Source organism: Geodermatophilus sp. DSM 44513, from assembly GCF_032460525.1.
Classification (GTDB): domain Bacteria; phylum Actinomycetota; class Actinomycetes; order Mycobacteriales; family Geodermatophilaceae; genus Geodermatophilus.
In genome coordinates this window covers 2,757,599-2,780,403 of sequence record NZ_CP135963.1, presented here as the reverse complement: position 1 = coordinate 2,780,403, position 22,805 = coordinate 2,757,599, and the positions used below count along the sequence as shown (strand labels likewise).

Here is a 22,805-nt window from a genome sequence, read left to right as displayed (position 1 = left end):
AGCGTGCGAGCGGCGGGGGGCACGGGGGTCCTTGCTTCAGTGGTCCGGGGAGAGCACCTGCTGCAGCTGCTCCTCGACGTCGGCGTGGGTGACGAACAGCAGCTCGTCGCCGGCCTCCAGCGGCTCGTCGGGGGTGGGCGTGATCACCCGGTCGCCGCGCAGGACGGCGGTGAGCACCGTCTCCCGCGGCAGCGGCACCTCGCGCAGCGGCTTGCCCACCCACGGGGTGTCCTCGGCGAGGGTGATCTCCACCAGGTTGGCCGCGCCCTTGCGGAAGCTCATCAGCCGCACGACGTCGCCGACGGTGACCGCCTCCTCGACCAGGGCGGCCAGCACCCGGGGCGTGGAGACCGCGACGTCGACGCCCCACGCCTCGGTGTAGAGCCACTCGTTGCGCGGGTCCTTGACCCGGGCGACGACGCGGTTGACGGCGAACTCGGTCTTGGCCAGCAGCGAGACGACCAGGTTGGCCTTGTCGTCGCCGGTGGCGGCGACCACGACGTCGCAGGTGGCCAGCTGCGCCTCCTCCAGGGAGGTCACCTCGCAGGCGTCGGCCTGCACCCACTCCGCACCGGGCACCGCCCGGGTGCGCACCTTGCGGCCGTCCTTCTCGATGAGCATCACGGTGTGCCCGTTGGACAGCAGCTCCCCGGCGATCGAGCGCCCGACGGCACCCGCGCCCACGATGGCGACCCTCATGGGTGTCCCCCTCCTCCGGGGCCGGCCTCGACCACCTCGTGCACCCGCTGGCTGATCGCGTCGGTCGAGGCGACCACGAGCTGGTCGCCGTCCTGCAGCACGGTGGCCGCCGTCGGCAGCTGGGCCTCGCCGTAGCGGACCAGCCACGCGGCCCGGGCGCCGGAGGCGACCTCCAGCTCGGAGAGCCGGCGGCCCACCCAGACGTCGGTGACCGTGACCCGCATGAGCAGCACCTGCCCGGTGGGCTCGCGCCACAGCTCGCTGACCTTGACCGAGAGCAGCTCGCGCATCAGCCGGTTCACCGTCCACGGCACGGTGGCCACGCTGGGGATGCCCATGCGCTCGAACACCTCGGCCCGCTTGGAGTCGTAGATGCGGGCGACGACGTGCTGGACGCCGAACGTCTCGCGGGCCACCCGGGCGCTGATGATGTTGGAGTTGTCGCCGCTGCTCACCGCGGCGAAGGCGCCGGCGGAGTCGATGCCGGCGTCCAGCAGCGTCTGGCGGTCGAAGCCCAGGCCGGTCACCTGGCGGCCGGCGAAGTCCGGGCCCAGCCGGCGGAACGCCTCCGGGTCCTGGTCGATCACGGCCACGCTGTGGCCGACCTCCTCGAGGCGGCGGGCGATCGCCGACCCGACGCGGCCGCAGCCCATCACGACCACGTGCACGGGGGTCTCCTGAGCTGACGAGTGCGGTGCGCCGGCGTCGAGCACCGGCGCGGGTCCGGGCGCGAAGCTACACCCGGCCGCAGGCGGCGCCGTGCTGCGCAGCGCCGCAACTCACCCTCCCGGCGGGGGCGTGGGCGACGGCGGCGTCCGTACGATCGCCGCCGTGCCGATCCTGTCCGAGCTCGGACAACTCCCCAAGCGCCTGGTCCTGGGCCGTCCCGTGCGCAGCGACCGGCTGGGCGAGTCGCTGCTGCCCAAGCACCTGGCCCTGCCGATCTTCGCCAGCGACCCGCTGTCCTCCGTGGCCTACGCCACGCAGGAGATCCTCATCGTGCTGACCCTGGCCGGGACGGCGTTCCTGTTCCTGACGCCGTGGCTGGCGGTGGCCGTGGTCGTGCTGCTGCTCACCGTGGTGGCGTCCTACCGGCAGGTGGTGCGCGCCTACCCGTCCGGCGGCGGCGACTACGAGGTGGCGATCAAGAACCACGGCCAGTTCGCCGGCCTGGTGGTGGCCAGCGCGCTGCTGGTCGACTACGTGCTCACCGTCGCCGTGTCGGTCTCCGCGGGCACCGACAACATCATCTCGGCGTTCCCGGCGCTCAACGAGTACCGGGTCGGCATCGCCGTCGGTCTGGTCGCCCTGCTGTCGGCGATGAACCTGCGCGGCGTGCGCGAGTCCGGCCGCACCTTCGCCGTCCCGGCGTACCTGTTCATCAGCGGGATCCTGGTGCTGATCGTCACCGGGCTGCTGCGGCACTTCTTCGGCGACGGCATCACCGCCGAGAGCGCGCAGTACACCGTCATCCCCGAGGAGGGCTACGAGGAGGTCACCGGGCTGGCGCTGCTGTTCTTCGCGCTGCGCGCCTTCGCCTCCGGGTGCACGGCGCTGACCGGGGTCGAGGCCATCGCCAACGGCGTCCCGGCGTTCAAGCCGCCGAAGAGCCGCAACGCGGCCACCACGCTGGCGCTCATGGGCGGGCTGGCCGCGACCATGTTCTCCGGCGTCACCGCCCTGGCCATCCTCGCCGACGTCCGCTACACCGAGTTCCCCTGCGACCTGGAGGGGTTCACCGACTGCGAGACCGAGCCGCAGCGCACGGTCATCGCCCAGATCGCGGCCGCGACCTTCGGCGGCGACACCTCCCCGGGCTTCTTCTACGTGCAGGCCGCCACCGCGCTGGTGCTCATCCTGGCGGCCAACACCGCCTTCAACGGCTTCCCGCTGCTCGGCTCGGTGCTCGCCCAGGACCGCTTCCTGCCCCGCCAGCTGCACACCCGCGGCGACAAGCTGGTCTACAGCAACGGCATCCTGCTGCTGGCCGGCTTCGCCATCCTGCTGATCGTCGCCTTCGACGCCGACGTCACCCGGCTGATCCAGCTGTACATCCTGGGCGTCTTCACCGCCTTCTCCATCGGGCAGTGGGGCATGGTGCGGCACTGGAACCGCGAGCTGCGCACCGAGACCGACCCGCGGGCCCGGGCCCGGATGCGCCGCTCCCAGGCCATCAACACCGTGGGCGGCACGCTGACCACCGTCGTCCTGGTGATCATCGTCATCACCAAGTTCTCCCGCGGCGCCTGGCTGGTGCTGGTCGCCATGCCGATCCTGTTCCTGATGATGCGGGCCATCAACCGGCACTACTCGCACGTCGCCGAGCAGCTGGTGCCCGACGCGGACTCCCGGATGCTGCCCAGCAAGGTGCACGCCATCGTGCTGGTCTCCCGGGTGCACAAGCCGACGCTGCGGGCGCTGTCCTTCGCCCGCGCCACGCGGCCGGACCACCTCACCGCGCTCACCGTGAACGTGGACGACGCCGACACCCGGGCGCTGCAGCAGCAGTGGGAGCGCTACGACATCCCCGTCCCGCTCACCGTGCTGGAGTCGCCGTACCGCGAGGTCACCCGGCCGGTGGTGGACTTCGTGAAGTCCGTCCGCCGGGACAGCCCGCGGGAGCTGGTCGTCGTCTTCGTGCCGCAGTACGTCGTCGGCCACTGGTGGGAGAACGTGCTGCACAACCAGAGCGCGCTGCGGCTGCGGGCCCGGCTGCAGTTCCAGCCCGGCGTGATGATCACCTCGGTGCCGTGGCAGCTGGAGAGCTCCGTCGGCCGGGAGGACGCCGGGCTGCGCGCCGCCGGGCCGGCGCCCGGTGACCTGCGCCGCGGGCTGGCCGATGAGCACGACACCACCCCCTATGGATGAGGACCCCGCGGCCCCCCACCGCTCGCAGGCTCGGGGCGGGACGGGGGAGGGGGCCGTTCCAGCCCCTCACCAGCGGGGCCGTTCCAGCACGTCACCTGACCGCGGCCTCGGGTGGGTCGGGCGGGCGTTCGAGGTGACCGTCGGCCCGGTGGCGCACGGCGGGCACTGCGTGGCGCGGCACGAGGGCCGGGTGGTCTTCGTCCGGCACGCGCTGCCCGGCGAGCGGGTCACCGTCCGGGTCACCGAGGACCGCCAGCCCGCCTTCTGCCGCGCCGACGCCGTCACGGTGCTCCAGGCCGCGCCCGACCGCGTCGAGCGGCCCTGCCCGCACAGCGGCCCGGGCCGGTGCGGCGGCTGCGACTGGCAGCACGTGGCGCCGGAGGGCCAGCGCGCGCTCAAGGCGGCGGTGGTCCGCGAGCAGCTGACCCGGCTGGGTGGGCTGTCCGGGGAGGACCCGCTGGTGCGCGACCTCGCCGTCGAGGAGCTGCCCGGTGGGCCGCTGCGCTGGCGCACCCGGACCCGGTTCGCCGTCGACCGGGCCGGCGTCCCGGGGCTGCGCCGGCACCGCTCGCACGACCTGGTGCCGCTCGACGACTGCCCGATCACGGTGCAACAGGCCGCCCGGGCGGTGCTGGACCGCCGGTGGCCGGGTGCCGGTGCGGTGGACGTCGCCGTCGACGCCACCGGGGCGGTGACCACCACCCGGCTGGACCGCCGGGGCCGGGCACAGTCCACCCGGGTGGTGCGCGCCGGCGGGCCGGCGCCGGCCGGCCGCGCCGCCCGGTCCGCGGCGGGACGCGACTGGGAGGTCGAGGGCACCGGGTTCTGGCAGGTGCACCCGGCCGCGGCCGACGCGCTGGCCGCCGCGGTCGCCGCGTTCGCCGCCGTCGCGCCCGGGGAGACGGTGCTCGACCTCTACGCCGGCGCCGGCCTGTTCGGCGGCGCGCTCGCCCCCGCGGCCGGGCCGGCGGGGCGGGTGGTCTGCGTGGAGGCCGACGAGGCCGCCTGCGCCGCCGCCGAGGCCAACCTCGCCACGCTGCCGCAGGCCGAGGTCTGGCAGGGCGAGGTGGACGCCGACGGGCTCACCGGCCTGCTCGCCGACCTGGGGACCGGCCCGGACGTCGTCGTCCTCGACCCGCCGCGGGCCGGTGCCGGGGTGGCGGTCAGCCGGGTGCTCGCCGCCGCCGGGCCCCGCGCGGTCGTCTACGTCGCCTGCGACCCGGCGGCACTGGCCCGCGACGTCGCGGCCCTCGCCGAGGGCGGGTACCGGCTGGCCGCGCTGCGCGGCTTCGACGCCTTCCCGATGACCGCGCACGTGGAGTGCGTGGCGCTGCTCGAGCGGCGCTGACCGCCGCTCAGTCCCCGCCCCGGCCCGTCCGCCCCGTGGGCTCGACGACGTCGGTCGCCGTCGCCGGTGCCGTCGTGGGTGCCGTCGTCCCCGCCGGCGTCTCAGGGGCCGTCGTCGTCGGTGTCCCGGACGGCGTCGGTGTCGCGGACCGCGTCGGTGTCGCGGACGGCGTCGTCGGTGTCGTGGGGAGGAGCTGGGGGACCAGGACGGGCGGGCTCGGCGCGGCCGGGGGCGGCGGGGGAGCAGGAGGCGCCGGGGGCCCGGCCGGCGTCGGTGACGGCGAAGCCGGGGACGCCGCAGCCGGCGGCGCGGGCGGGGTGGCCGCCGGCGGCGGGACCGGCGCGGGGGCCGGTGCCAGGCTGCCCGCGGAGGTGTCCGGTGCCGGGACGGCGGTGGGCGGCGCGTTCCCGGTGTCGGCGGCGGGCGCGTCGGCCTCCGGGACGACGGCAGCGGGCACGGGCCCGGCGTCCGGCGGGAGCGACGTGCCCGGGGAGCCCGGTGCCGCCGGCCCCGGGGCGCGGGCGGCGTCGCCGATCTCCCCGGCACGGGCGGCGTCGCCGATCTCCCCGGCGCGGAGCGGCTCCCCGACCCCGCCGGGCGCGGTCGGGACCGGGTGGTGCACGGCCGCCTCGGTGCCGGGGCCGGAGGCCCCGCCCTCGTCGGCCGCGACGGCGCCCAGCCCGGCGGCCATCCCGACGAAGGAGAGCACCCCGAGCGCGGTGACCGCGGCCCGCGAGTAACGGGAGCCGCCGGTGCGGGGGGTCGACGGGCGGAGCATGCGGGCGGTCCCCTCGGCGGGTGCGGAGCGGTGGGCGGCGTGCGGTGCGGTGACCCGGACGGGGGCGACCCACCGTGCACACGCTGAGCGTTCGGTCGGGCGCTCGCTGTGACGGTATCCCGGGGAGCGCGGTGACGGAAGGGTCCGGACGGCGAGCGGCCGAGCCGTTCCGGGACGTCCTGGGCCGGGGCGCGCTGCGCCGACCGGCTACCGTGGTCGACCGTGACCACCTGGGAGTACGCCTCGGTCATCACGGCCAACGACGCGCAGTCGCTGCGCGCCGGGGTGAGCGTCAAGCTCCCCGGCGGGCAGCTGGAGCGCCAGGCCGGCGACACCAGCTCGGTGCTCAACCGGCTCGGCAGCGAGGGCTGGGAACTGGTCAGCTACAACTCCAGCGGCGCGGGCACCTGGGGCTTCGAGCAGTTCTGGCTCAAGCGCCCCACCTCCTGAGCGAGGACCCCCGTCCTCCCCACCCTTCGCAGGCTCAGGGCGGGGCCCGGGACGGGGCCGGTGCTCCGGGCGTCGGCCGGCCCACCAGGTCGAACGCGTGTTCGATCGATGGGGCACACTGGTGCGGTGGACGCCACGCTGCCCCCCGGTTGGCCGGCAGCCGTGCGTCCGCCGGGTGCCCCCGACTGGGAGCACACCGCCGTCGTCTGGCTGTTCGACCTCGTCCCGCCGGACTACCGGGCGCACGAGGTGCTGCGCCGTTACCCGGTGCTGCTCGCCCGGTTCGCCCGCGACCACGTCGCCGCCGGGCTGGAGGCCGCCCGCGCGGGCTGGCGCACCGTGCGGGTGGAGCTGGCCGACGACCTGCCGCCGGACGCCATGGAGGCGGCGATGGCCGCCTACGAGCGGGAGGGTGCCCGGCTGGCCGCGGCCGCCCGCGGGGTGGACGCGGTCGGCGGGGCCCTGCGGGGCGAGCGCTGGGTGCCCCGCCTCTGACCTGCATCCGTCGGTGGTGCTCGATCCGAAGGGTCTGCATCAGCGCGGCTACAGTGGGTCGGCGGCCCTCACGACGCCGTGCCCCGCCGCCGATGGAGAGGACGCACCTCCTCGTGTCGCTCCTGCGATCGCTCCGCACCCCCGACGACCTCAAGGCGCTGCCGGCCGAGCAGCTGCCGGGCCTGGCCGCCGAGATCCGCGACGCGCTGGTCACCAGCGTCGCCCGGACCGGCGGGCACCTCGGGCCCAACCTCGGCGCGGTCGAGCTGACCATCGCCCTGCACCGGGTGTTCGACTCCCCGCGCGAGCCGATCGTCTTCGACACCGGCCACCAGAGCTACGTGCACAAGATGCTCACCGGCCGGGTGGAGGGGTTCGCCAGGCTGCGCCAGCGCGGCGGGCTGTCCGGCTACCCGAGCCGCGCGGAGAGCGAGCACGACTGGGTGGAGAACAGCCACGCCTCCACCTCGCTGTCCTACGCCGACGGGCTGGCCAAGGCCCTCGCCGTGCGCGGCGAGCACCGACCGGTGGTCGCGGTCATCGGCGACGGCGCGCTCACCGGCGGCATGGCCTGGGAGGCGCTGAACAACATCGCCGGCGCCAAGGACCGCCCGGTGGTCATCGTCGTCAACGACAACGGCCGCTCCTACTCGCCGACCATCGGCGGGGTCGCCGACGCGCTGGCCTCGCTGCGGCTGCGCCCGGGGTACGAGCAGGCGCTGCTCGCCGTCCGCCAGGCCCTGCACCGCGCGCCGGTCGTCGGCTCGGCGCTGTTCGACGCGCTGCACGCCGTCAAGAAGGGCCTCAAGGACGTCCTGTCCCCGCAGGGCATGTTCGAGGACCTCGGCCTCAAGTACATCGGCCCGGTCGACGGCCACGACGTCCGGGCGGTGGAGTCCGCGCTGCGCCGGGCGCGCTCCTTCGGCGGGCCGGTCATCGTGCACGCGGTCACCACCAAGGGCTTCGGCTACGCGCCGGCCGAGACCGACCAGCTCGACGCCTGGCACGCCACCGGGGTCTTCGACCCCGACAGCGGGGCCAGTGCCGCCACCGCCGGCCGCGACTGGACGACGGCCTTCGGCGACGAGCTGGCCCGACTCGGGGCCGAGCGCTCCGACGTCGTGGCCGTCACCGCCGCGATGCTGCACCCCACCGGGCTGACCGCCTTCGCCGAGCGCTTCCCCGAGCGCACCTACGACGTGGGCATCGCCGAGCAGCACGCGCTCACCTCGGCCGCGGGGCTGGCCATGGGCGGGATGCACCCGGTGGTCGCGGTCTACTCGACGTTCCTCAACCGGGCCTTCGACCAGCTGCTCATGGACGTCGCGCTGCACCGCCAGCCGGTCACCGTCGTCCTGGACCGCGCCGGGGTGACCGGCAGCGACGGTGCCTCGCACAACGGCATGTGGGACATGTCGATCCTCTCCGTCGTCCCCGGCGTGCGGCTGGCCGCGCCCCGTGACGAGCCGACGCTGCGCGAGGCGCTGCGCGAGGCGGTCCAGGTGACCGACGGGCCGACCGTCGTCCGGTTCCCGAAGGGCACGCCGCCGGTGGACATCCCGGCACTGGAGCGGCGCGGGCCGGTCGACGTGCTGCGCCGCGGGGCTGCGGCGGAGGTGCTGCTGGTCGCCGTCGGCTCGATGGTGCCGGTGTGCCTGGCCGCCGCCGAGCGGGCCGCCGACCACGGCATCGAGGTCACCGTCGTCGACCCGCGCTGGGTGCTGCCGGTGTCCGACGACCTCGTGGCGCTGGCGTCCGGGTTCCGGTTGGTGGTCACCGTCGAGGACGGCGGGCGGGCCGGTGGCGTGGGCACCACGCTGACCCAGGCGCTGCAGGACCGCGGCATCGACGTCCCGCTGCGCGCCCTCGGCCTGCCCCAGGCGTTCCTGGAGCACGGCAGCGTCGGGCAGGTGCTGGCCGACGCGGGCCTCACCGAGCAGGACGTCGCCCGCCGGATCGCGGAGTGGACGGCGGTGCTCACCGAGCGCGCCGAGGGCAGCGTGGCCGAGGCGGTCGAGGAGCGCCCGTGACCGGGTCCGCCAGGTCGTGCCGGTGCACGTGATCGCCGAGATCCAGGTGGCGCCCTCGCCGCCGGGCACCGCTGACGACCCGCACGCCCACGTCGAGGCGGCGATCGCGGTGATCCGGGCCTCCGGCCTCCGCCACGAGGTCGGCGCGCTGGGCACGACGATCGAGGGCGACGCCGACGCGGTGTGGGCCACGCTGCGGGCCGCGCACGAGGCAGTGCTGGCCGCCGGTGCGACCAGCGGGATCTCCCACCTCAAGGTCGCCTCGGTGGACCGGACGATGGACTCGCTCACCGCCAAGTTCCGCTGAGGGAGTGCCCCGGCGGCCCCGTCCCCGCGACGGGAACGGGGCGCCGGCGCACCCGCTCGGGCGCTCAGGCGGGCAGCGAGGCCACCCCGCGCGGCAGGAAGCGCGCGCCGGTGACCCGCTCCGAGGTCCCGGTGCGGTCCAGGTACGCGGAGATGCCGCCCAGCCAGAACGGCCAGCCGGCGCCCAGCAGCATGCACAGGTCGACGTCCTGCACCGCCTGCACGACGCCCTCGTCGAGCATCAGCCGGATCTCCTGGGCCAGCGCCCCGGTCGCGCGCTCGCGCACCTGCTCCTCGGTCAGCGGCGAGTCCCCGGCGTCGATGCCCGCGAGGTCGGGGTCGACGACGCCCGGCTCGGAGTAGACGCTGGTCTTGCCGAGCTCGACCATCCGGCGCAGCCCCTCGCCCACGGTGAACCGGTCCGGGAAGGCCTCGTGCATCCGCTCGGCCACGTGCAGCGCCACCGGCGGGCCGACCAGCGTGAGCAGCTCGAACGGCGTCATCGGCAGACCCAGCGGGTCCAGCGCCCGCTCGGCCACCGCCACCGGCGTGCCCTGCTCCACGGCGGCGGTGACCTCGCCGAGGAACCGGGTGAGCAGCCGGTTGACCACGAACGCCGGGGCGTCGGCGACCAGCACGCAGGACTTCTTCAACTGCCTGCCGACGGCGAAGGCGGTGGCCAGCGTGGCGTCGTCGGTCCGCTCGGCGCGCACCACCTCCACCAGCGGCAGCACGGCGACCGGGTTGAAGAAGTGCAGGCCCACCACCCGCTCGGGGTGCGCCAGCTTGGCCGCCATCTCGGTCACCGACAGCGCCGAGGTGTTGGTGGCCAGCACGCACTCCGGCGAGACCACGGCCTCCACCTCGGCGAACACCTGCTGCTTGACCGACATCTCCTCGAACACCGCCTCGATCACCAGGTCGGCGTCGGCGAAGGCGGCCTTGTCCAGCGCGCCGGTCACCAGGCCGCGCAGCCGGGTGAGCCGGTCCGGCGACAGCCGGCCGCGGGCAGCCAGCTGCTCCAGCTCCCCGTGCACCCAACCGACGCCGCGGTCCACCCGCGTCTGGTCGACGTCGGTCAGGACGACCGGCACCTCCAGCCGCCGCACGAACAGCAGGGCCAGCTGGGAGGCCATCAGCCCGGCACCGACGACGCCGACCTTGCCGACCTTCCGCGACAGGCCCTTGTCCGGTGCGCCGGCGGGGCGCTTGGCCCGCTTGTTGACCAGGTCGAACGCGTACAGCGAGGCCCGCAGCTCGTCGCTCGTCAGCAGGTCGGCCAGCGCGGCGTCCTCGGCGGCGGTGCCGGCGGTGAACGCCGCACCGTCCACGCCGGCACGGGCGAGGTCGAGCAGCTCCACGGCCCGCAGCGCGCCCGGGGAGGCGTTGCGGGTGCGGGCCGCGACGATGCCGCGGGCGCGCGCGATCGCGTCGTCCCACGCCCCCCGGTCCACCGGCCGCCGGGTGACCGTGACGTCCCCGGTGAGGACGCCGGCGGCCCACTCCAGCGAGCGCTCCAGGAAGTCGGCCGGCTCGAACAGCGCGTCGGCGATGCCCAGCTTCGCCGCCCTGGGCCCCGGCGTCATGCGGTTCTGCGCCAGCGCGTTCTCCACGACCACCGTCACCGCCGCGTCGACGCCGACCAGGTTGGGGAGCAGCTGCGTGCCGCCCCACCCGGGCACCAGGCCGAGGAACACCTCGGGCAGGCCGACGACGGCGGTGCTGGCGATCGTGCGGTACGAGCAGTGCAGGGCCAGCTCCAGCCCGCCGCCGAGTGCCGCGCCGTTGACGAAGGCGAACGTCGGGACGCCCGCGTCCTTGAGCCGGCGGAACACCCGGTGGCCGGTCTCGGCGATCTCCCGTGCCTGCGCGGCGGAGGTGATCGCCGGGACGCCGGAGAGGTCCGCGCCGACGGCGAAGACGAACGGCTTGCCGGTGACCGCGATGGCCGCCGGCGCGGGCGTGTGCGCCTCGATCGCGTCGAGTGCGGCGTCCAGCGAGGCCAGCCCGGCCGGGCCGAAGGTGGACGGGCGGGTGTGGTCGTGCCCGTTGTCCAGGGTGATCAGCGCGATCTCACCGGCCAGCCCGGGCACCCGCAGGTACCGGACCCGCGCGGTGGTGACGACCTCGTCCTCGAACACTGCCGTGGTCACTTCGTGCCCTCCCAGGCGGGGTTCTCCCAGATCACGGTGGCGCCCATGCCCAGGCCCACGCACATGGCGGTCAGGCCGTAGCGGACGTCGGGCCGCTCGGCGAACTGGCGGGACAGCTGGGTCATCAGCCGCACGCCGGAGGAGGCCAGCGGGTGGCCGACGGCGATCGCGCCGCCCCACGGGTTGACCCGCTCGTCGTCGTCGGCGATGCCGAAGTGGTCCAGGAAGGCCAGCACCTGGACGGCGAAGGCCTCGTTGAGCTCGAACAGCCCGATGTCGTCGATGGTCAGCCCGGTGCGGGCCAGCGCGCGCTCGGTCGACGGGACCGGGCCGACGCCCATGACCTCGGGCTCCACGCCCACGAAGCCGTAGCCGACCAGCCGCATGCCCGCCGTCAGGCCCAGTTCCTGCGCCACCTCCTCGGCGGCCAGGATGCAGCCGGTGGCGCCGTCGTTGAGGCCCGCGGCGTTGCCGGCGGTCACGTGGCCGTGCGGGCGGAACGGCGTCTTCAGCGTGGCCAGCCCGTCGAGGGTGGTGCCCGGCCGCGGCGGCTCGTCGGCGGTGGCCAGCCCCCAGCCGTGCTCGGCGCTGCGGGTGGCGACGGTGACCAGCTCCGGGCCGATCTGCCCGTTGGCCACGGCCTTGGCGTACCGCTGCTGGCTGGCCAGCGCGAACGCGTCGGCCCGCTCGCGGGTCAGGTGCGGGAAGCGGTCGTGCAGGTTCTCCGCGGTGGCGCCCATCACCAGCGCGGACCCGTCCACCAGCTGCTCGCTGAAGAACCGCGGGTTGGGGTCGGCGCCCTCGCCCATCGGGTGGCGGCCCATGTGCTCCACGCCGCCGGCGATGGCGACGTCGTAGGCGCCGAAGGCGATGCCGGACGCGGTGGTGGTCACCGCGGTCATCGCGCCGGCGCACATCCGGTCGATGGCGTAGCCGGGGACGGTCTTCGGCAGGCCGGCGAGCAGCGCGGCGGTGCGGCCGATGGTCAGGCCCTGGTCGCCGACCTGGGTGGTGGCGGCGATGGCGACCTCGTCGACGCGGTCGGCCGGCAGTGCCGGGTTGCGGCGCAGCAGCTCGCGGATGACGCGCACGACGAGGTCGTCGGCGCGGGTCTCGGCGTAGACGCCCTTCGGGCCGGCCTTGCCGAAGGGGGTGCGCACGCCGTCGACGAAGACGACCTCGCGCAGCGAGCGGGACATGTGACCTCCGCAGCAGTTCCGTGCCGCCGCCGGCCAGCGGGGCACCGCTCAAGTTACCCGCCGGTAACCGGAGGTCCAAGCACGGCCCGTCCCTCGGTGGGGGTGGCCCCGCGGCGGCGAGATCGGCGATCTCGCACGGCAACGGACCCGTGTCCGCGCGAGATCGCCGATCTCGCCGTGTTCAGGCGCGGGTCAGGGCGTCGGTGAGCACGTCGCGGGTGAGCCCGACCTGCCACTCGCGGGCGCCGCCGGCCCGCAGCGCCGCGGCCACCGTGTCGGCGTCCCGGGGCTCCGGCGGGCTCCACATCAGCCGGCGCACCAGGTCGGGGGAGACCAGGTTCTCCACCGGGACGGCGTGCGTCGCGGCCAGCGCGGCCAGCCCGGCGCGGGCGGCCTGCAGCCGGGTGGCGGCGGCCGGATCGCGGTCGGACCAGCGGTTGGCCGGCGGTGGTCCCTCGCTGGGCCGGCTGTGCGGCGGCAGGGCGGAGTCCGGCAGCGCCCGGCCGCGGGCCAGGGCGCCGAACCAGGTGTCCACCAGCCGGCGGTTGGCGCGGCCGCGGAAGACGGGCAGCTCCAGCAGCGCGGCCTCCGTCTGCGGGTCGGCCTGCACCGCGGACACCATCGCGGCGTCCGGCAGCACCCGGCCCGGGGCGACGTCGCGGCGGCGGGCCAGGTCGTCGCGGGCCTGCCACAGCGACCGCAGCATGCCCAGCTGCCGGCGGTTGCGCAGCCCGTGCACCCCCGACGTCCGCCGCCACGGGTCGGGCTTCGGCGCCGGCGGACCGGCGGCGAGGACGGCGTCGAACTCCTGCCGCGCCCACTCGGTCTTGCCCTGCTCCTCGAGCAGGGCGGCCAATGCGTCGCGCAGGTCCACGAGCACCTCGACGTCCAGCGCGGCGTAGACCAGCCACTCCTCCGGCAGCGGCCGGGTGCTCCAGTCGGCGGCGGAGTGGCCCTTCTGCAGCGAGAAGCCGAGCAGCGACTCGACCACGGGCCCCAGACCCACCCGCGGCAGGCCGGCCAGCCGGGCGGCCAGCTCGGTGTCGAACAGCCGGGCCGGCACCAGGCCGAGCTCGGCCAGGCAGGGCAGGTCCTGGTTGGCGGCGTGCAGCACCCACTCGACGTCCGCGATCGCCGCCTGCACCGGCGAGAGGTCCGGCAGCGGGACGGGGTCGACCAGGCCGGTGCCCGCGCCGGCGCGGCGCAGCTGCACCAGGTAGGCCCGCTGGCCGTAGCGGTAGCCGGAGGCCCGCTCGGCGTCGACCGCGACCGGGCCGGTGCCGGCGGCCAGCGCCTCGGCGTAGCCGGCCAGCGCCGGCGGGGTCTCGATGACCGGGGGCAGCCCGTCGCGGGGGGCGAGGAGCGGGACCGCCGGGGGAGCGGCCGGCTCGTCGTCCGGGAGGGGCGCGGTGCTCAGGGCAGGTCCAATCGACAGCGGGTACGGCACGACCGCGCGGGCACGGACCACGGCGGGCGCCGGCGCACGCGCCTGGGACCCCGATCCTAGTGAGCGCCGGCCCCGCCGGACCGGGCACCCGGCTCCGGCGCCGGGTGCGGTGGGGTCAGGGCTCGCTGGGGTCCGGGTCGGCCGGCCCGAGCAGCCGGACGCCCGGTGGCGGCAGGCCGGCCGCGCTGCCCAGCACGTCCAGCCACGCGGTCAGGTGCCGGTCCAGGTGGCCGTCGTCCGGCGTCCAGGAGGCGCGGATCTCCACGTCGACCGAGTGCTCGACGCCGGCCAGCTCACCGAACCGCGTCGAGGCGGTGCGGGTGACGGTGCCGCCGAGGGCGTGCGACGCGGCGCCGCAGTCGGCGAGGGCGTCGGTCAGCCAGCTCCAGGCGACCTCGGAGAACATCGCGTCGTCGACCATGTGCTCGTCGGTCGTGGCCGACAGGTAGCCGACGCAACGGGTGGTACCGGCCCAGGCGTCGTGGCCGGCCGGGTCGTGCAGCACGATGAACCGCCCGGTGGCGACCTCGACGTCCTCGTCGCCGTCGGGCTCGGTGACCAGCGCACCCACCGCGAACGCGTGCGGCGCCAGCCGCTGCGGCGCCGGGATGGCCTCCAGCACGATCTCGGGGCGGGCGGTCACGCCGGCCAGCGCCTCCAGCGCAGCGCGGAACTCCTCCGGCGGCTCACCGCCCGGGCGGTCCCCGGCACCGGGGAGGCTGGAGGGCTCCACGCTCGCAGGGTAGGTCGCCCGGCCGCGCGCTGCCGCCGACGCGCCGCACGGGTTCTGGGAGGATGGGACGTCGTGACCGCCGATCCCGCGCCGACGCCCGCACTCCTCCCCGCCGAGTCGGACCTCGTCCGCGCCGCCCGCGGCCTCCCGGTACGGCACACCCCGGTGTGGTTCATGCGCCAGGCCGGCCGTTCGCTGCCGGAGTACCGCGCGCTGCGGGCCGGCACCGCCATGCTCGAGGCCTGCCAGGACCCCGACCTGGTCACCGAGATCACCCTGCAGCCGGTGCGCCGGCACGGCGTGGACGCCGCCATCCTGTTCTCCGACATCGTGCTGCCGCTGGTGGTCGCCGGCGTCGACATCGACATCAAGCCCGGCGTCGGCCCGGTGATCGCCCAGCCGGTGCGCACCGTCGCCGACGTCGACGCCCTCCCGCCGCTGGAGCCCGACCGGCTGGACTTCCTGGCCACCGCGGTGCGCCGGCTGGTCGCCGAGCTCGGGGCCACCCCGCTGATCGGCTTCGCCGGGGCGCCGTTCACCCTGGCCACCTACCTCATCGAGGGCGGGCCGTCCAAGGAGCACGCGCGCACCAAGGCGTTCATGTACGCCGAGCCGGAGGCGTGGGGCCGGCTGCTGGACCGGCTGGCGGTCTCCGCCGCGACCTTCCTCACCACCCAGGCCGACGCCGGGGCCTCGGCGGTGCAGCTGTTCGACTCCTGGGCCGGGGTGCTGTCGGCCGCCGACTACGCCGAGCGGGTGCTGCCGCACTCGCGGGCGGTGTTCGACGCCCTGGGCGACCGGGACCTGCCGCGCGTCCACTTCGGCGTCGGCACCGGCGAGCTGCTGGCGCTGATCGGGGACGCCGGGGCCGACGTGGTGGGCGTCGACTGGCGGGTGCCCCTGGACGAGGCCGCCCGCCGGGTGGGCCCCGGGCGGTCGCTGCAGGGCAACCTCGACCCCGCCGTCCTGCTGGCCGGCCGGGACACCGTCGACCGGGAGGTGCGGCGGGTCGTCGCCCAGGGCCGGGCCGCGCGGGGCCACGTGTTCAACCTCGGCCACGGCGTGCTGCCCGACACCGACCCCGGGGTGCTCACGCACGTCGTCGAGCTGGTGCACGAGCTGACCGCACGGTGATCCCGTCCCGCCCCACCACCCCGGCGACGCGCCGCCGCCTGGTCGTCGTCGGCGCCGGGATCACCGGCCTGACCGCCGCCTTCGAGTGGCGGCGCCGGCGCCCGGACGACGAGATCGTCGTCCTCGAGGCCGGTGACCGGGTCGGCGGCAAGCTGGACCGGGTCGAGCTGGCCGGGCACTGGTACGACACCGGCCCGGAGGCCGTGCTGGCGCGGGTCCCCGAGGCGGTGCAGCTGGTCGAGCGGCTCGGGCTGGCCGACCGGCTGGTCACCCCGGCCACCACGCAGGCGACGGTGGTGCTGCCCGACGGCCGCTTCCCGCTGCCGCCCGGCACGGTGCTCGGCGTCCCGGCGTCGGCCGAGGGGCTGGACGGGATCCTCACCCCGGCCGGGGTGGCCCGGGTGGCCGCGGAGGCAGAGCTGCCGCCCCTCGTGCTCGATGGTGATGTCGCGGTCGGCGCCCTGCTGCGTGCCCGGCTCGGTGACGAGGTGGTCGACCGGCTGGTCGAGCCGCTGCTCGGCGGGGTCTACGCCGGGCGGGCCGACGAGCTGTCGCTGCAGGCCACCATCCCGCAGCTGGCCGCCCACCTGCCCACCGCCGGCTCGGTGCTCGGCGCGGCCGCCGCCGCCCGCGACGCCGGCGCGCGCAGCCGCTTCGACACCGGCACCCCGGTGTTCGTCACCGTCGCCGACGGCATCGGCTCGCTTCCCGCAGCCCTGGTCGCCGCCTCGGGCGCCGAGGTCCGGCTGCGCACCCCGGCGCACGGGCTGACCCGGACGGCGACCGGCCTGGAGCTCGCCGTCGGCCGGGGGGACGCCCCCGAGCAGCTGGCCGCGGACGCCGTCCTGGTGACCGCACCCGCCGGCAAGGCCGCCCGCCTGCTGGGCCGGGTCGCCCCCGGCGCGGTCGAGCCGCTGCAGGGCATCCCGTACGCGTCCAGTGCCGTGGTCGCGATGGCCTTCCCGGCGCAGGAGGTGGCCGTCGGCTCCGGCCTGCTGGTTCCGCCGGTGACCGGCCGGCTGGTCAAGGGCGTCACCGTCTCCTCGCACAAGTGGCCGCACCTCGCCACCGGACCCCACCTGCTGGTGCGCTCCTCGGTGGGCCGCCACCGCGAGGAGCACCAGCTGCAGCGCGACGACGACGACCTGGCCGCGGCGGTGGTCGCCGACGTCGCCGACCTGCTGGAGCTGTCCCGGCCGGAGCCGGTGGCCACCCGCGTCGTCCGCTGGGGCGGCGGGCTGCCGCAGTACCTGGTGGGCCACCCGGCGCGGGTGGCCGCCGTGCGCGCCGCCGTCGGCGCGGTGCCGGGGCTGGCGGTCGCCGGCGCGGCGTTCGGCGGCGTCGGCGTGCCTGCCTGCATCCGCGACGCACAGCGGGCCGTCGACGCGCTGCTGTGACCCCTCACCGGCCGCGGCGCTCGCGGACCGGGCGGTCCTCGCCGTCCTCGGCGTGGACGACGTCGACGTCCGGCCCGAGCTCGTCCTGCAGAGCGTGCGCCAGCCACTGCACGGTCACGCGGCCAGCGTGCCCGACGCCACGGCGGGTGCCCGGCATGGCGGCCGGGACGGGACCGTTGCACCTGTCGTGACCGTGCACCACCCCGTCCGCCCTGCCCTCCGACCCGCCCGCTGCCTGCGCCACCACGTCTGGATGGCCGCCTGCGGCGACTGCCGCGACGCGCACGCCGTCCCCGTCCAGGACCGGCGGTGGCGCACTGCGGCGACCCGCTGACACCGTCCCGCCGCCCGCCCGGCCCCTGCCGGGCGGGCGGCGGCGTCCCCGCCCCGAGGGGGATGATGGGGTCATGAGCGAGCAGACCGACGAGCGCAGCATCGGCAAGCGGGCGAAGGAGCTCAACGCCACCATCCGCTACACGATGTGGTCGGTCTTCCGGCTGGCCCGCCCGCTGGGTGAGGAGCCGCGCACCGGCACCGCCGACGAGGTGCAGGGCCTGCTCGAGGAGCTGGCCGGCAAGGACGTCGTCGTCCGCGGCACCTACGACGTGAGCGGCCTGCGGGCCGACGCCGACCTCATGGTCTGGTGGCACGCGGCGACGCCGGAGGCGCTGCAGGAGGCCTACACCCGGCTGCGCCGCACGGCGCTGGGCCGGCACCTGGAGCCGGTCTGGTCGCAGATGGCGCTGCACCGGCCCGCGGAGTTCAACCGCAGCCACATCCCGGCGTTCCTGGCCGAGGAGGAGCCGCGCCGCTACGTGTGCGTCTACCCGTTCGTGCGGTCCTACGAGTGGTACCTGCTGCCCGACGAGGAGCGGCGAGACATGCTCAAGGAGCACGGCATGCAGGCCCGGCCCTACCCCGACGTGCGCGCCAACACGGTCGCCGCGTTCGCGCTCGGCGACTACGAGTGGCTGCTCGCCTTCGAGGCCGACGAGCTGCACCGCATCGTCGACCTCATGCGCGACCTGCGGGCCAGCCGGGCCCGGCGGCACGTCCGCGAGGAGGTGCCGTTCTACACCGGCGTCCGCAAGCCGGTCGCCGAACTGGTCGCCGACCTGCCGTGAGCGCCGATCTGCCGTGAGCGGAGTGTGGGAGTGCGGGTTTCCCGCACTCCCACACTCCGGTCAGGACGCGACGAGGCGGATCGACACCGAGTTGATGCAGTAGCGGTCGCCGGTCGGGGTCTGCGGGGCGTCGGCGAAGACGTGGCCCAGGTGGCTGTGGCAGCTGCCGCACAGCACCTCGGTGCGGACCATCCCGAAGGCGCGGTCCTCGCGGAGCACCACGTTGTCGGCCGACGTCGGCTCGTAGAACGACGGCCACCCGCAGTGCGAGTCGAACTTCGTCTCCGACCGGAACAGCTCCGCCCCGCAGGCGCGGCAGCTGTAGACGCCCTGCGCCTTCGTGTCGACGTACTCCCCGGTCCAGGGCCGCTCGGTGCCGGCCTGCCGGAGGACGGCGTACTCCTCGGGCGACAGCTGGGCCCGCCACTCCTCGTCGGACTTGGTCACCTTCGGCTGCTGCGCGGACGTGGTCATGCCCTCGACGATACGAGCGGCCCGCCAGGTGTGATCGGCGCCGGAGCGGTGACCGGGCCGGTCCGTGAGGGCACCGTGGCCCCGGGTGGCGGGGTGCCGTCGTGCCCGGCGGAGACTGGCCGGGTGCCCGAGCAGCTCGACGACGTCTGGTTCACCCGCGACCTGCCCGTGCTGCGGGCGATCGCCCGGCTCGTCGACGGGTCGGAGCACGGGGGCAACCCGTACCTGGGCCAGGTGGTGCCGGCCAGCGGGCTGCCCAAGCCGGAGGTCACCGCGGCCGCGCGGGCGCTGGTGGCGGCGGGCTACGTCGAGGCGCTGACGAACTACGCCGGCGAGATCGTGCGGTTCACCGGCATCTCGGCCGAGGCGCGGCGACTGGCCGGGCTGTGGCCGACGCCGCAGGGGGAGTGGGACCGGCTGGTCGAGCAGCTCACCGCCCGGGCGGAGCACGCGCCGACCGACGTCGAGCGCGCCCGGTGGCGGGCCCTCGCCGAGGCGGCGGTCGCGCTCGGGCCGGACGACGGCGCGCTGCTGATGTCCGCGCTCATCGGGGGGTACGTGCCCCGGGCCCGGTGACCTCGCGAACGACAGCGCCCCCGCCCGGAGGGACCGGGCGGGGGCGCTGTGCTGATCGGGGAGTCAGACCGGGTTGACGTTCGCAGCCTGCGGGCCCTTCTGGCCCTGCTCGATGTCGAACGAGATCCGCTGGCCTTCGTCGAGCGAGCGGTACCCGCTGGTCTGGATGGCCGAGTAGTGGACGAACACGTCCGGCCCACCGCCGTCAGGGGTGGCGAAGCCGAACCCCTTCTCCGCGTTGAACCACTTGACAGTTCCTTCGGGCATTGCTCGCTCCTAGCTGAGATGGTGCATCGGGGTCCTGCCATAGCGCAGAGGCCTTCCCGACGCGGACGACCATAGCCGCACAACGGCGTCCGCGGGGCCCCGGGGGCCGGTCCGTCTTCCGGGGGCGGGATCTTGCGCCGATCCTGCGGCTGGCTGCGCGGGGGCCTGCGGAGCGGCCCGGATCGTCGTCCGTGCCGGGAGGGACCCGGCGCCCCGAGGAACGGACTCCCGCCATGACCGCCGCCCTGCTGACCACCGAGCCCCTCGTCCTGGTCGACGTCGAGGACCTCGCCGAGGCCGACCTGGAGGCCGACCTCGCCGAGCGCCTGGCCCTGTGCTGCCCGGGGTCCCGCGGGCCGGTGCCGACCCGCGGGGACGTCCCCGTGACGCCGGCCGACGCCGTCGCGCTCGCGGCCGGCATCCACCGGGCCGGTGCCGCCGCGGTCGCCGGTCACCACCTCGGCGCGCGGGCCGCCCTGCTCACCCGCTGAGCCGCACGTCCGGTCCGGCGGCCGCCGGACCGCCGGCGGGGCCGGGGACGGGGGCCCGACCCAGGAGGCACCCGCAGGAGGGGCCGACCGCTCAGAACAGGCGGCCGGGCTCCTCGGGGAACGGCCGGCCACGCGACGGGGTGGCGTAGTCACCCCCGGGTGCGGCGTCCCGCGGCCTGCCGCCGGGGGCGGCGGCACGGGAGGACGGACCGGCCGGCAGCGCCAGGGGCTCCGGCCGCCACGAGGACACCGTGATCGTCGCGGCGTCCTCCCACGCCACGGCGGCCGCCAGCGCCCGCTCCTGGCGCCACGCCCCGACCGACCGGCGCCACCGGCGTCCGCCGACGTCCGCGCCGACGAGGACGGCGACACCGACGGCGACGGTCAGGCAGGCGTTGGCCACCGCGGTGGCGACGTCGAGGGCGGTGAGCTGCGGCCAGCCGATCACCGCCAGCTGCGCGCCGACCACCTCGACGAGGACGTAGAGCACGCCGTACAGCAGGAACGGGACCCGCACCGTGCACCTCCGTCGTGGACCGGACGTCTCCCCAACGGCAGGTCGGGCACCGGGACGTCGTCGGGTGACCCGGCTCTCACCCGTCCGGGTGACGGTCCGGGGAGGGCGGCCGGTGCGGCGGCACGGGAGCGTCGAGCGTGCCCGGAGCGATACGCAGGGTTGCGCCGGTGTGTGGCCTCGGACACGATCGCGGCACCCGCTCCACGGACGAAGGAGTCCCGTTGCACCTGCGCCGCCGACCCGCCTGGTCGCTCGTCACGCTCGGCACCGCCGCAGCGCTCGCCCTGCAGGCGGCACCCGCAGCCGCCCACCAGGGTGGGCGCGGCCCGGAGCGGGACCCGGCGCCGCGCGCGTGCACCGCGGACGACCGCGTCGAGGTGCCGGGCGCCGAGCGCGCCGACACCGCCTGCCTGCCCGACATCACCACGGCCGGGCTGCTCACGGCTCCTGCCGGCCAGTACACCGACCAGACCGACTGGGTCTCCCTGCACGCCCCCGGCACGACGAACCCCAGCGGGGTGCCCGGGCTGCAGGTCGACGGGTACTTCCCGGACACCTCCTCCTTCAACACCACGCACGGCTGGGACCACGACAGCCAGTTCGTGCTGCGCATCCCGGACGACTGGAACGGCGGCCTGGTGGTCACCGGCGCACCCGGCAACCGCAAGCAGTACGCCTCGGACTTCCTGGTCTCGGACTCCGTCCTCGCCCAGGGCTTCGCCTACGCCTCGACGGACAAGGGCAACAACAGCCCGGACTTCTACACCGACGGCGAGCAGCCCGCCGACGCCGTCGCCGAGTGGCACGACCGCGTCACCCAGCTGGCCGTCGCGGCCAAGGGCGCCCTGCAGGAGCGCTACGGCCACGCGCCGCAGCGCACCTACCTGGCCGGCATCAGCAACGGCGGCTACCTGGTGCGCTGGCAGCTGGAGAACCGCCCGGAGCTGTACGACGGCGGCGTCGACTGGGAGGGCACCCTGTTCACCCCCGACGGCCCGAACCTGTTCACCTACCTGCCCACGGCGGTGCGCTACTCGCTGGGCCAGGCCGACGCCGAGGACATGTACGCCGCCGGCTTCGCGCCCGGGTCGGAGGCGCTGTGGCCCTACCACCAGCAGGTGTACTGGGGCCTGACCCAGAAGGTCTACCGGGCGGAGTTCGACCCGGCGTACGACCCCACCTGCCCCGGGGCGACGGCCGGCACCACCTTGGCGGCGATCGTGGCCCCCTGCCCGAGCGACGCGGGCTACGACGCGTGGTTCACCGACCCGGCGTCGCAGCCGGTGCACGACGCCCTGGCCCGGATCAGCCTCACCGGCGAGATCGACAAGCCGATGCTGACCCTGCACGGCACCCTCGACACCCTGCTGCCGATCAGCACCGACAGCGACGTGTACGCCGAGATGGTCGCCGACCAGCACCGGGACTGGCTGCACCGCTACTACCGCATCGAGGGCGGCAACCACGTCGACAGCCTGGTCGGCCTGGACCCGGAGCGCCTGCGGCCGATGCTGCCCTGCTTCCGGACCGCCTTCGACGCCCTCACCGCCTGGGTGGAGGACCGCGAGAAGCCCCCGGCGAGCACCACCGTGCCGCGGCCGGCCGGCAACGGCGCCACCGACCCGGCGCTGCTCGACACCTGCGCGCTGAGCTGAGGTGTGCCGGTGCCCGCGCCGCCCGGCGCGGGCACCGGCACAGCCGCTGAGCGGGCGGTCGCCCGGTCACCCGGACGGGTGAGCGCACCACTCGCCCGCGGTCGTCCGGGCGTCCCCGGGTCATCGTGCGGAGGTGACCCTGCCGCTCGTCGTCGTCCTGGTGGTCGCCGTGGGCCTGCCGCTGCTCGCGGTGTGGGTCGCCCGGCGGCCGTACTGGTCGCGGCTGCGCGCCGGCGCGGAGCCGGACCCGTGGGGTGACCTCGTGCGGCGGCACGGGTTGTCGGCCGGGGAGGCGTCCCGCATAGCCGAGGACGTGCCGAGGGGGCGCCGGCTGCCCGACCCGCGGCTGCGGCCGGTGGCCGTCGAGTGGGCCCGGGAACTGCTGCGCCAGGAGCAGCTGCGGCTGCCACGCGACCCCTGGAGGCGGCGGGTGGTCGTCGCGTTCCTCGTCGTCTGGCTGGTCACCGCACTGGGTCTGGTGGTCCCCCGGGTCGTCTCCGGCGAGGGCGTCGACGTCAACTGGGCCACGGTCGTGATCTGGTCCGTCGTCGGCATCTGGGCCGTGCGGCGGCGCCGCGCACTCCGGCGCGCCGTGGAGCTCAACGAGGGGCTCGACCCCGACCGGTGAGCCGGCGGACGCGGTCCGTCCGGGTCACCACCCGGA

At 75.9% G+C, this 22,805-nt stretch carries 23 protein-coding genes; 13 read left to right on the top strand and 10 right to left on the bottom strand.

Features of this window, described 5'->3' with window-relative positions:
* Window positions 1-36: 36 nt before the first annotated feature.
* Window positions 37-699 carry a potassium channel family protein gene (locus tag RTG05_RS13425; protein WP_166529071.1) on the bottom strand — a complete coding sequence of 221 codons (663 nt, stop codon included), beginning with the start codon at window positions 697-699 and terminating at the stop codon, window positions 37-39.
* Complete coding sequence (locus RTG05_RS13420; protein ID WP_166529070.1) at window positions 696-1,367, bottom strand: potassium channel family protein; 672 nt, start codon at window positions 1,365-1,367, stop codon at window positions 696-698. Before RTG05_RS13420 ends, RTG05_RS13425 begins: the two co-directional genes overlap by 4 nt.
* 163 nt (window positions 1,368-1,530) lie before the next feature.
* Here RTG05_RS13420 and RTG05_RS13415 point away from each other — a divergent pair, with 163 nt between their 5' ends.
* Together RTG05_RS13415 and RTG05_RS13410 are read left to right on the top strand one after the other, a co-directional pair.
* On the top strand, window positions 1,531-3,567 hold the full coding sequence (locus RTG05_RS13415; protein WP_166529069.1) for an APC family permease: 2,037 nt from the start codon (window positions 1,531-1,533) through the stop codon (window positions 3,565-3,567).
* A complete protein-coding gene (locus RTG05_RS13410; protein ID WP_315911869.1) occupies window positions 3,539-4,915 on the top strand; it encodes a class I SAM-dependent RNA methyltransferase in 1,377 nt (458 codons plus the stop codon). The genes RTG05_RS13415 and RTG05_RS13410 overlap by 29 nt, the downstream gene beginning before the upstream one ends.
* A gap of 7 nt (window positions 4,916-4,922) precedes the next feature.
* On the opposite strand, the gene RTG05_RS13405 is transcribed toward RTG05_RS13410, so the two are convergent.
* Entirely contained in the window at window positions 4,923-5,693 is a 771-nt protein-coding gene (locus RTG05_RS13405; RefSeq protein ID WP_315911868.1) for a hypothetical protein, read from the bottom strand.
* A 222-nt stretch (window positions 5,694-5,915) separates the two neighbouring features.
* Between RTG05_RS13405 and RTG05_RS13400 the strand changes: the two genes are divergently transcribed.
* The 4 genes from RTG05_RS13400 to RTG05_RS13385 all read left to right on the top strand — a co-directional run bounded on the left by RTG05_RS13400 (window position 5,916) and on the right by RTG05_RS13385 (window position 8,975).
* Window positions 5,916-6,143, top strand: coding sequence for a DUF4177 domain-containing protein (locus RTG05_RS13400; RefSeq protein ID WP_166529066.1), 228 nt, complete (start codon window positions 5,916-5,918; stop codon window positions 6,141-6,143).
* A 126-nt stretch (window positions 6,144-6,269) separates the two neighbouring features.
* A complete protein-coding gene (locus RTG05_RS13395) occupies window positions 6,270-6,638 on the top strand; it encodes a hypothetical protein (RefSeq protein WP_315911867.1) in 369 nt (122 codons plus the stop codon).
* A 113-nt stretch (window positions 6,639-6,751) separates the two neighbouring features.
* Window positions 6,752-8,668 (top strand): 1-deoxy-D-xylulose-5-phosphate synthase, encoded by a 1,917-nt coding sequence (dxs, locus tag RTG05_RS13390; protein WP_166529064.1) that lies wholly within the window; start codon window positions 6,752-6,754, stop codon window positions 8,666-8,668.
* 22 nt (window positions 8,669-8,690) lie between these two features.
* Window positions 8,691-8,975, top strand: a complete 285-nt coding sequence (locus RTG05_RS13385) for a thiamine-binding protein (RefSeq protein WP_315911866.1) — start codon at window positions 8,691-8,693, stop codon at window positions 8,973-8,975.
* 64 nt (window positions 8,976-9,039) lie between these two features.
* Here RTG05_RS13385 and RTG05_RS13380 read toward each other — a convergent pair whose 3' ends face one another.
* The 4 genes from RTG05_RS13380 to RTG05_RS13365 all read right to left on the bottom strand — a co-directional run bounded on the left by RTG05_RS13380 (window position 9,040) and on the right by RTG05_RS13365 (window position 14,506).
* Window positions 9,040-11,127: a 3-hydroxyacyl-CoA dehydrogenase NAD-binding domain-containing protein gene (locus RTG05_RS13380; RefSeq protein ID WP_208104938.1), complete on the bottom strand. Its 2,088-nt coding sequence runs from the start codon at window positions 11,125-11,127 to the stop codon at window positions 9,040-9,042.
* Complete coding sequence (locus RTG05_RS13375; protein WP_166529063.1) at window positions 11,124-12,326, bottom strand: thiolase family protein; 1,203 nt, start codon at window positions 12,324-12,326, stop codon at window positions 11,124-11,126. Before RTG05_RS13375 ends, RTG05_RS13380 begins: the two co-directional genes overlap by 4 nt.
* Window positions 12,327-12,507: 181 nt before the next feature.
* The gene (locus RTG05_RS13370; RefSeq protein WP_315911865.1) at window positions 12,508-13,773 is read right to left on the bottom strand and encodes an HRDC domain-containing protein; all 1,266 of its coding nucleotides are present in this window, start codon (window positions 13,771-13,773) and stop codon (window positions 12,508-12,510) included.
* A gap of 115 nt (window positions 13,774-13,888) precedes the next feature.
* The gene (locus tag RTG05_RS13365; RefSeq protein ID WP_166529061.1) at window positions 13,889-14,506 is read right to left on the bottom strand and encodes a DUF3000 domain-containing protein; all 618 of its coding nucleotides are present in this window, start codon (window positions 14,504-14,506) and stop codon (window positions 13,889-13,891) included.
* A gap of 72 nt (window positions 14,507-14,578) precedes the next feature.
* Between RTG05_RS13365 and hemE the strand changes: the two genes are divergently transcribed.
* From hemE to hemQ, 3 genes are all read left to right on the top strand, one after another.
* Window positions 14,579-15,640 carry a uroporphyrinogen decarboxylase gene (gene hemE / locus RTG05_RS13360; protein ID WP_166529060.1) on the top strand — a complete coding sequence of 354 codons (1,062 nt, stop codon included), beginning with the start codon at window positions 14,579-14,581 and terminating at the stop codon, window positions 15,638-15,640.
* Window positions 15,637-17,037: a protoporphyrinogen oxidase gene (gene hemG / locus RTG05_RS13355; protein ID WP_166529059.1), complete on the top strand. Its 1,401-nt coding sequence runs from the start codon at window positions 15,637-15,639 to the stop codon at window positions 17,035-17,037. The genes hemE and hemG overlap by 4 nt, the downstream gene beginning before the upstream one ends.
* A gap of 407 nt (window positions 17,038-17,444) precedes the next feature.
* Entirely contained in the window at window positions 17,445-18,161 is a 717-nt protein-coding gene (hemQ, locus tag RTG05_RS13350; protein WP_166529058.1) for a hydrogen peroxide-dependent heme synthase, read from the top strand.
* Window positions 18,162-18,221: 60 nt separating this feature from the next.
* Here hemQ and msrB read toward each other — a convergent pair whose 3' ends face one another.
* Window positions 18,222-18,635, bottom strand: a complete 414-nt coding sequence (gene msrB / locus RTG05_RS13345; RefSeq protein WP_166529057.1) for a peptide-methionine (R)-S-oxide reductase MsrB — start codon at window positions 18,633-18,635, stop codon at window positions 18,222-18,224.
* A gap of 123 nt (window positions 18,636-18,758) precedes the next feature.
* Here msrB and RTG05_RS13340 point away from each other — a divergent pair, with 123 nt between their 5' ends.
* Complete coding sequence (locus RTG05_RS13340) at window positions 18,759-19,211, top strand: hypothetical protein (RefSeq protein WP_166529056.1); 453 nt, start codon at window positions 18,759-18,761, stop codon at window positions 19,209-19,211.
* 63 nt (window positions 19,212-19,274) lie between these two features.
* Here the strand turns inward: RTG05_RS13340 and RTG05_RS13335 are convergent, their stop codons facing one another.
* Window positions 19,275-19,478: a cold-shock protein gene (locus tag RTG05_RS13335; protein WP_014741881.1), complete on the bottom strand. Its 204-nt coding sequence runs from the start codon at window positions 19,476-19,478 to the stop codon at window positions 19,275-19,277.
* Between the two features lie 233 nt (window positions 19,479-19,711).
* On the opposite strand from RTG05_RS13335, the gene RTG05_RS13330 reads away from it, so the two are divergent.
* Window positions 19,712-19,969, top strand: coding sequence for a hypothetical protein (locus RTG05_RS13330; RefSeq protein WP_166529055.1), 258 nt, complete (start codon window positions 19,712-19,714; stop codon window positions 19,967-19,969).
* A gap of 91 nt (window positions 19,970-20,060) precedes the next feature.
* Here the strand turns inward: RTG05_RS13330 and RTG05_RS13325 are convergent, their stop codons facing one another.
* Window positions 20,061-20,486, bottom strand: coding sequence for a hypothetical protein (locus RTG05_RS13325; RefSeq protein ID WP_166529054.1), 426 nt, complete (start codon window positions 20,484-20,486; stop codon window positions 20,061-20,063).
* Between the two features lie 221 nt (window positions 20,487-20,707).
* Between RTG05_RS13325 and RTG05_RS13320 the strand changes: the two genes are divergently transcribed.
* On the top strand, window positions 20,708-22,141 hold the full coding sequence (locus RTG05_RS13320) for a tannase/feruloyl esterase family alpha/beta hydrolase (RefSeq protein WP_315911864.1): 1,434 nt from the start codon (window positions 20,708-20,710) through the stop codon (window positions 22,139-22,141).
* A 133-nt stretch (window positions 22,142-22,274) separates the two neighbouring features.
* Entirely contained in the window at window positions 22,275-22,769 is a 495-nt protein-coding gene (locus RTG05_RS13315; protein WP_166529053.1) for a hypothetical protein, read from the top strand.
* Window positions 22,770-22,805 lie beyond the last annotated feature (36 nt).

Bases quoted from the DNA above. Each gene is read 5' to 3' on its own strand.
- RTG05_RS13425 (WP_166529071.1), bottom strand. From the start codon at position 699: ATGAGGGTCGCCATCGTGGGCGCGGGTGCCGTCGGGCGCTCGATCGCC.
- RTG05_RS13410 (WP_315911869.1), top strand. From the start codon at position 3,539: ATGAGCACGACACCACCCCCTATGGATGAGGACCCCGCGGCCCCCCAC.
- RTG05_RS13405 (WP_315911868.1), bottom strand. From the start codon at position 5,693: ATGCTCCGCCCGTCGACCCCCCGCACCGGCGGCTCCCGTTACTCGCGG.
- RTG05_RS13375 (WP_166529063.1), bottom strand. From the start codon at position 12,326: ATGTCCCGCTCGCTGCGCGAGGTCGTCTTCGTCGACGGCGTGCGCACC.
- hemQ (WP_166529058.1), top strand. From the start codon at position 17,445: ATGAGCGAGCAGACCGACGAGCGCAGCATCGGCAAGCGGGCGAAGGAG.
- msrB (WP_166529057.1), bottom strand. From the start codon at position 18,635: ATGACCACGTCCGCGCAGCAGCCGAAGGTGACCAAGTCCGACGAGGAG.
- RTG05_RS13335 (WP_014741881.1), bottom strand. From the start codon at position 19,478: ATGCCCGAAGGAACTGTCAAGTGGTTCAACGCGGAGAAGGGGTTCGGC.
- RTG05_RS13330 (WP_166529055.1), top strand. From the start codon at position 19,712: ATGACCGCCGCCCTGCTGACCACCGAGCCCCTCGTCCTGGTCGACGTC.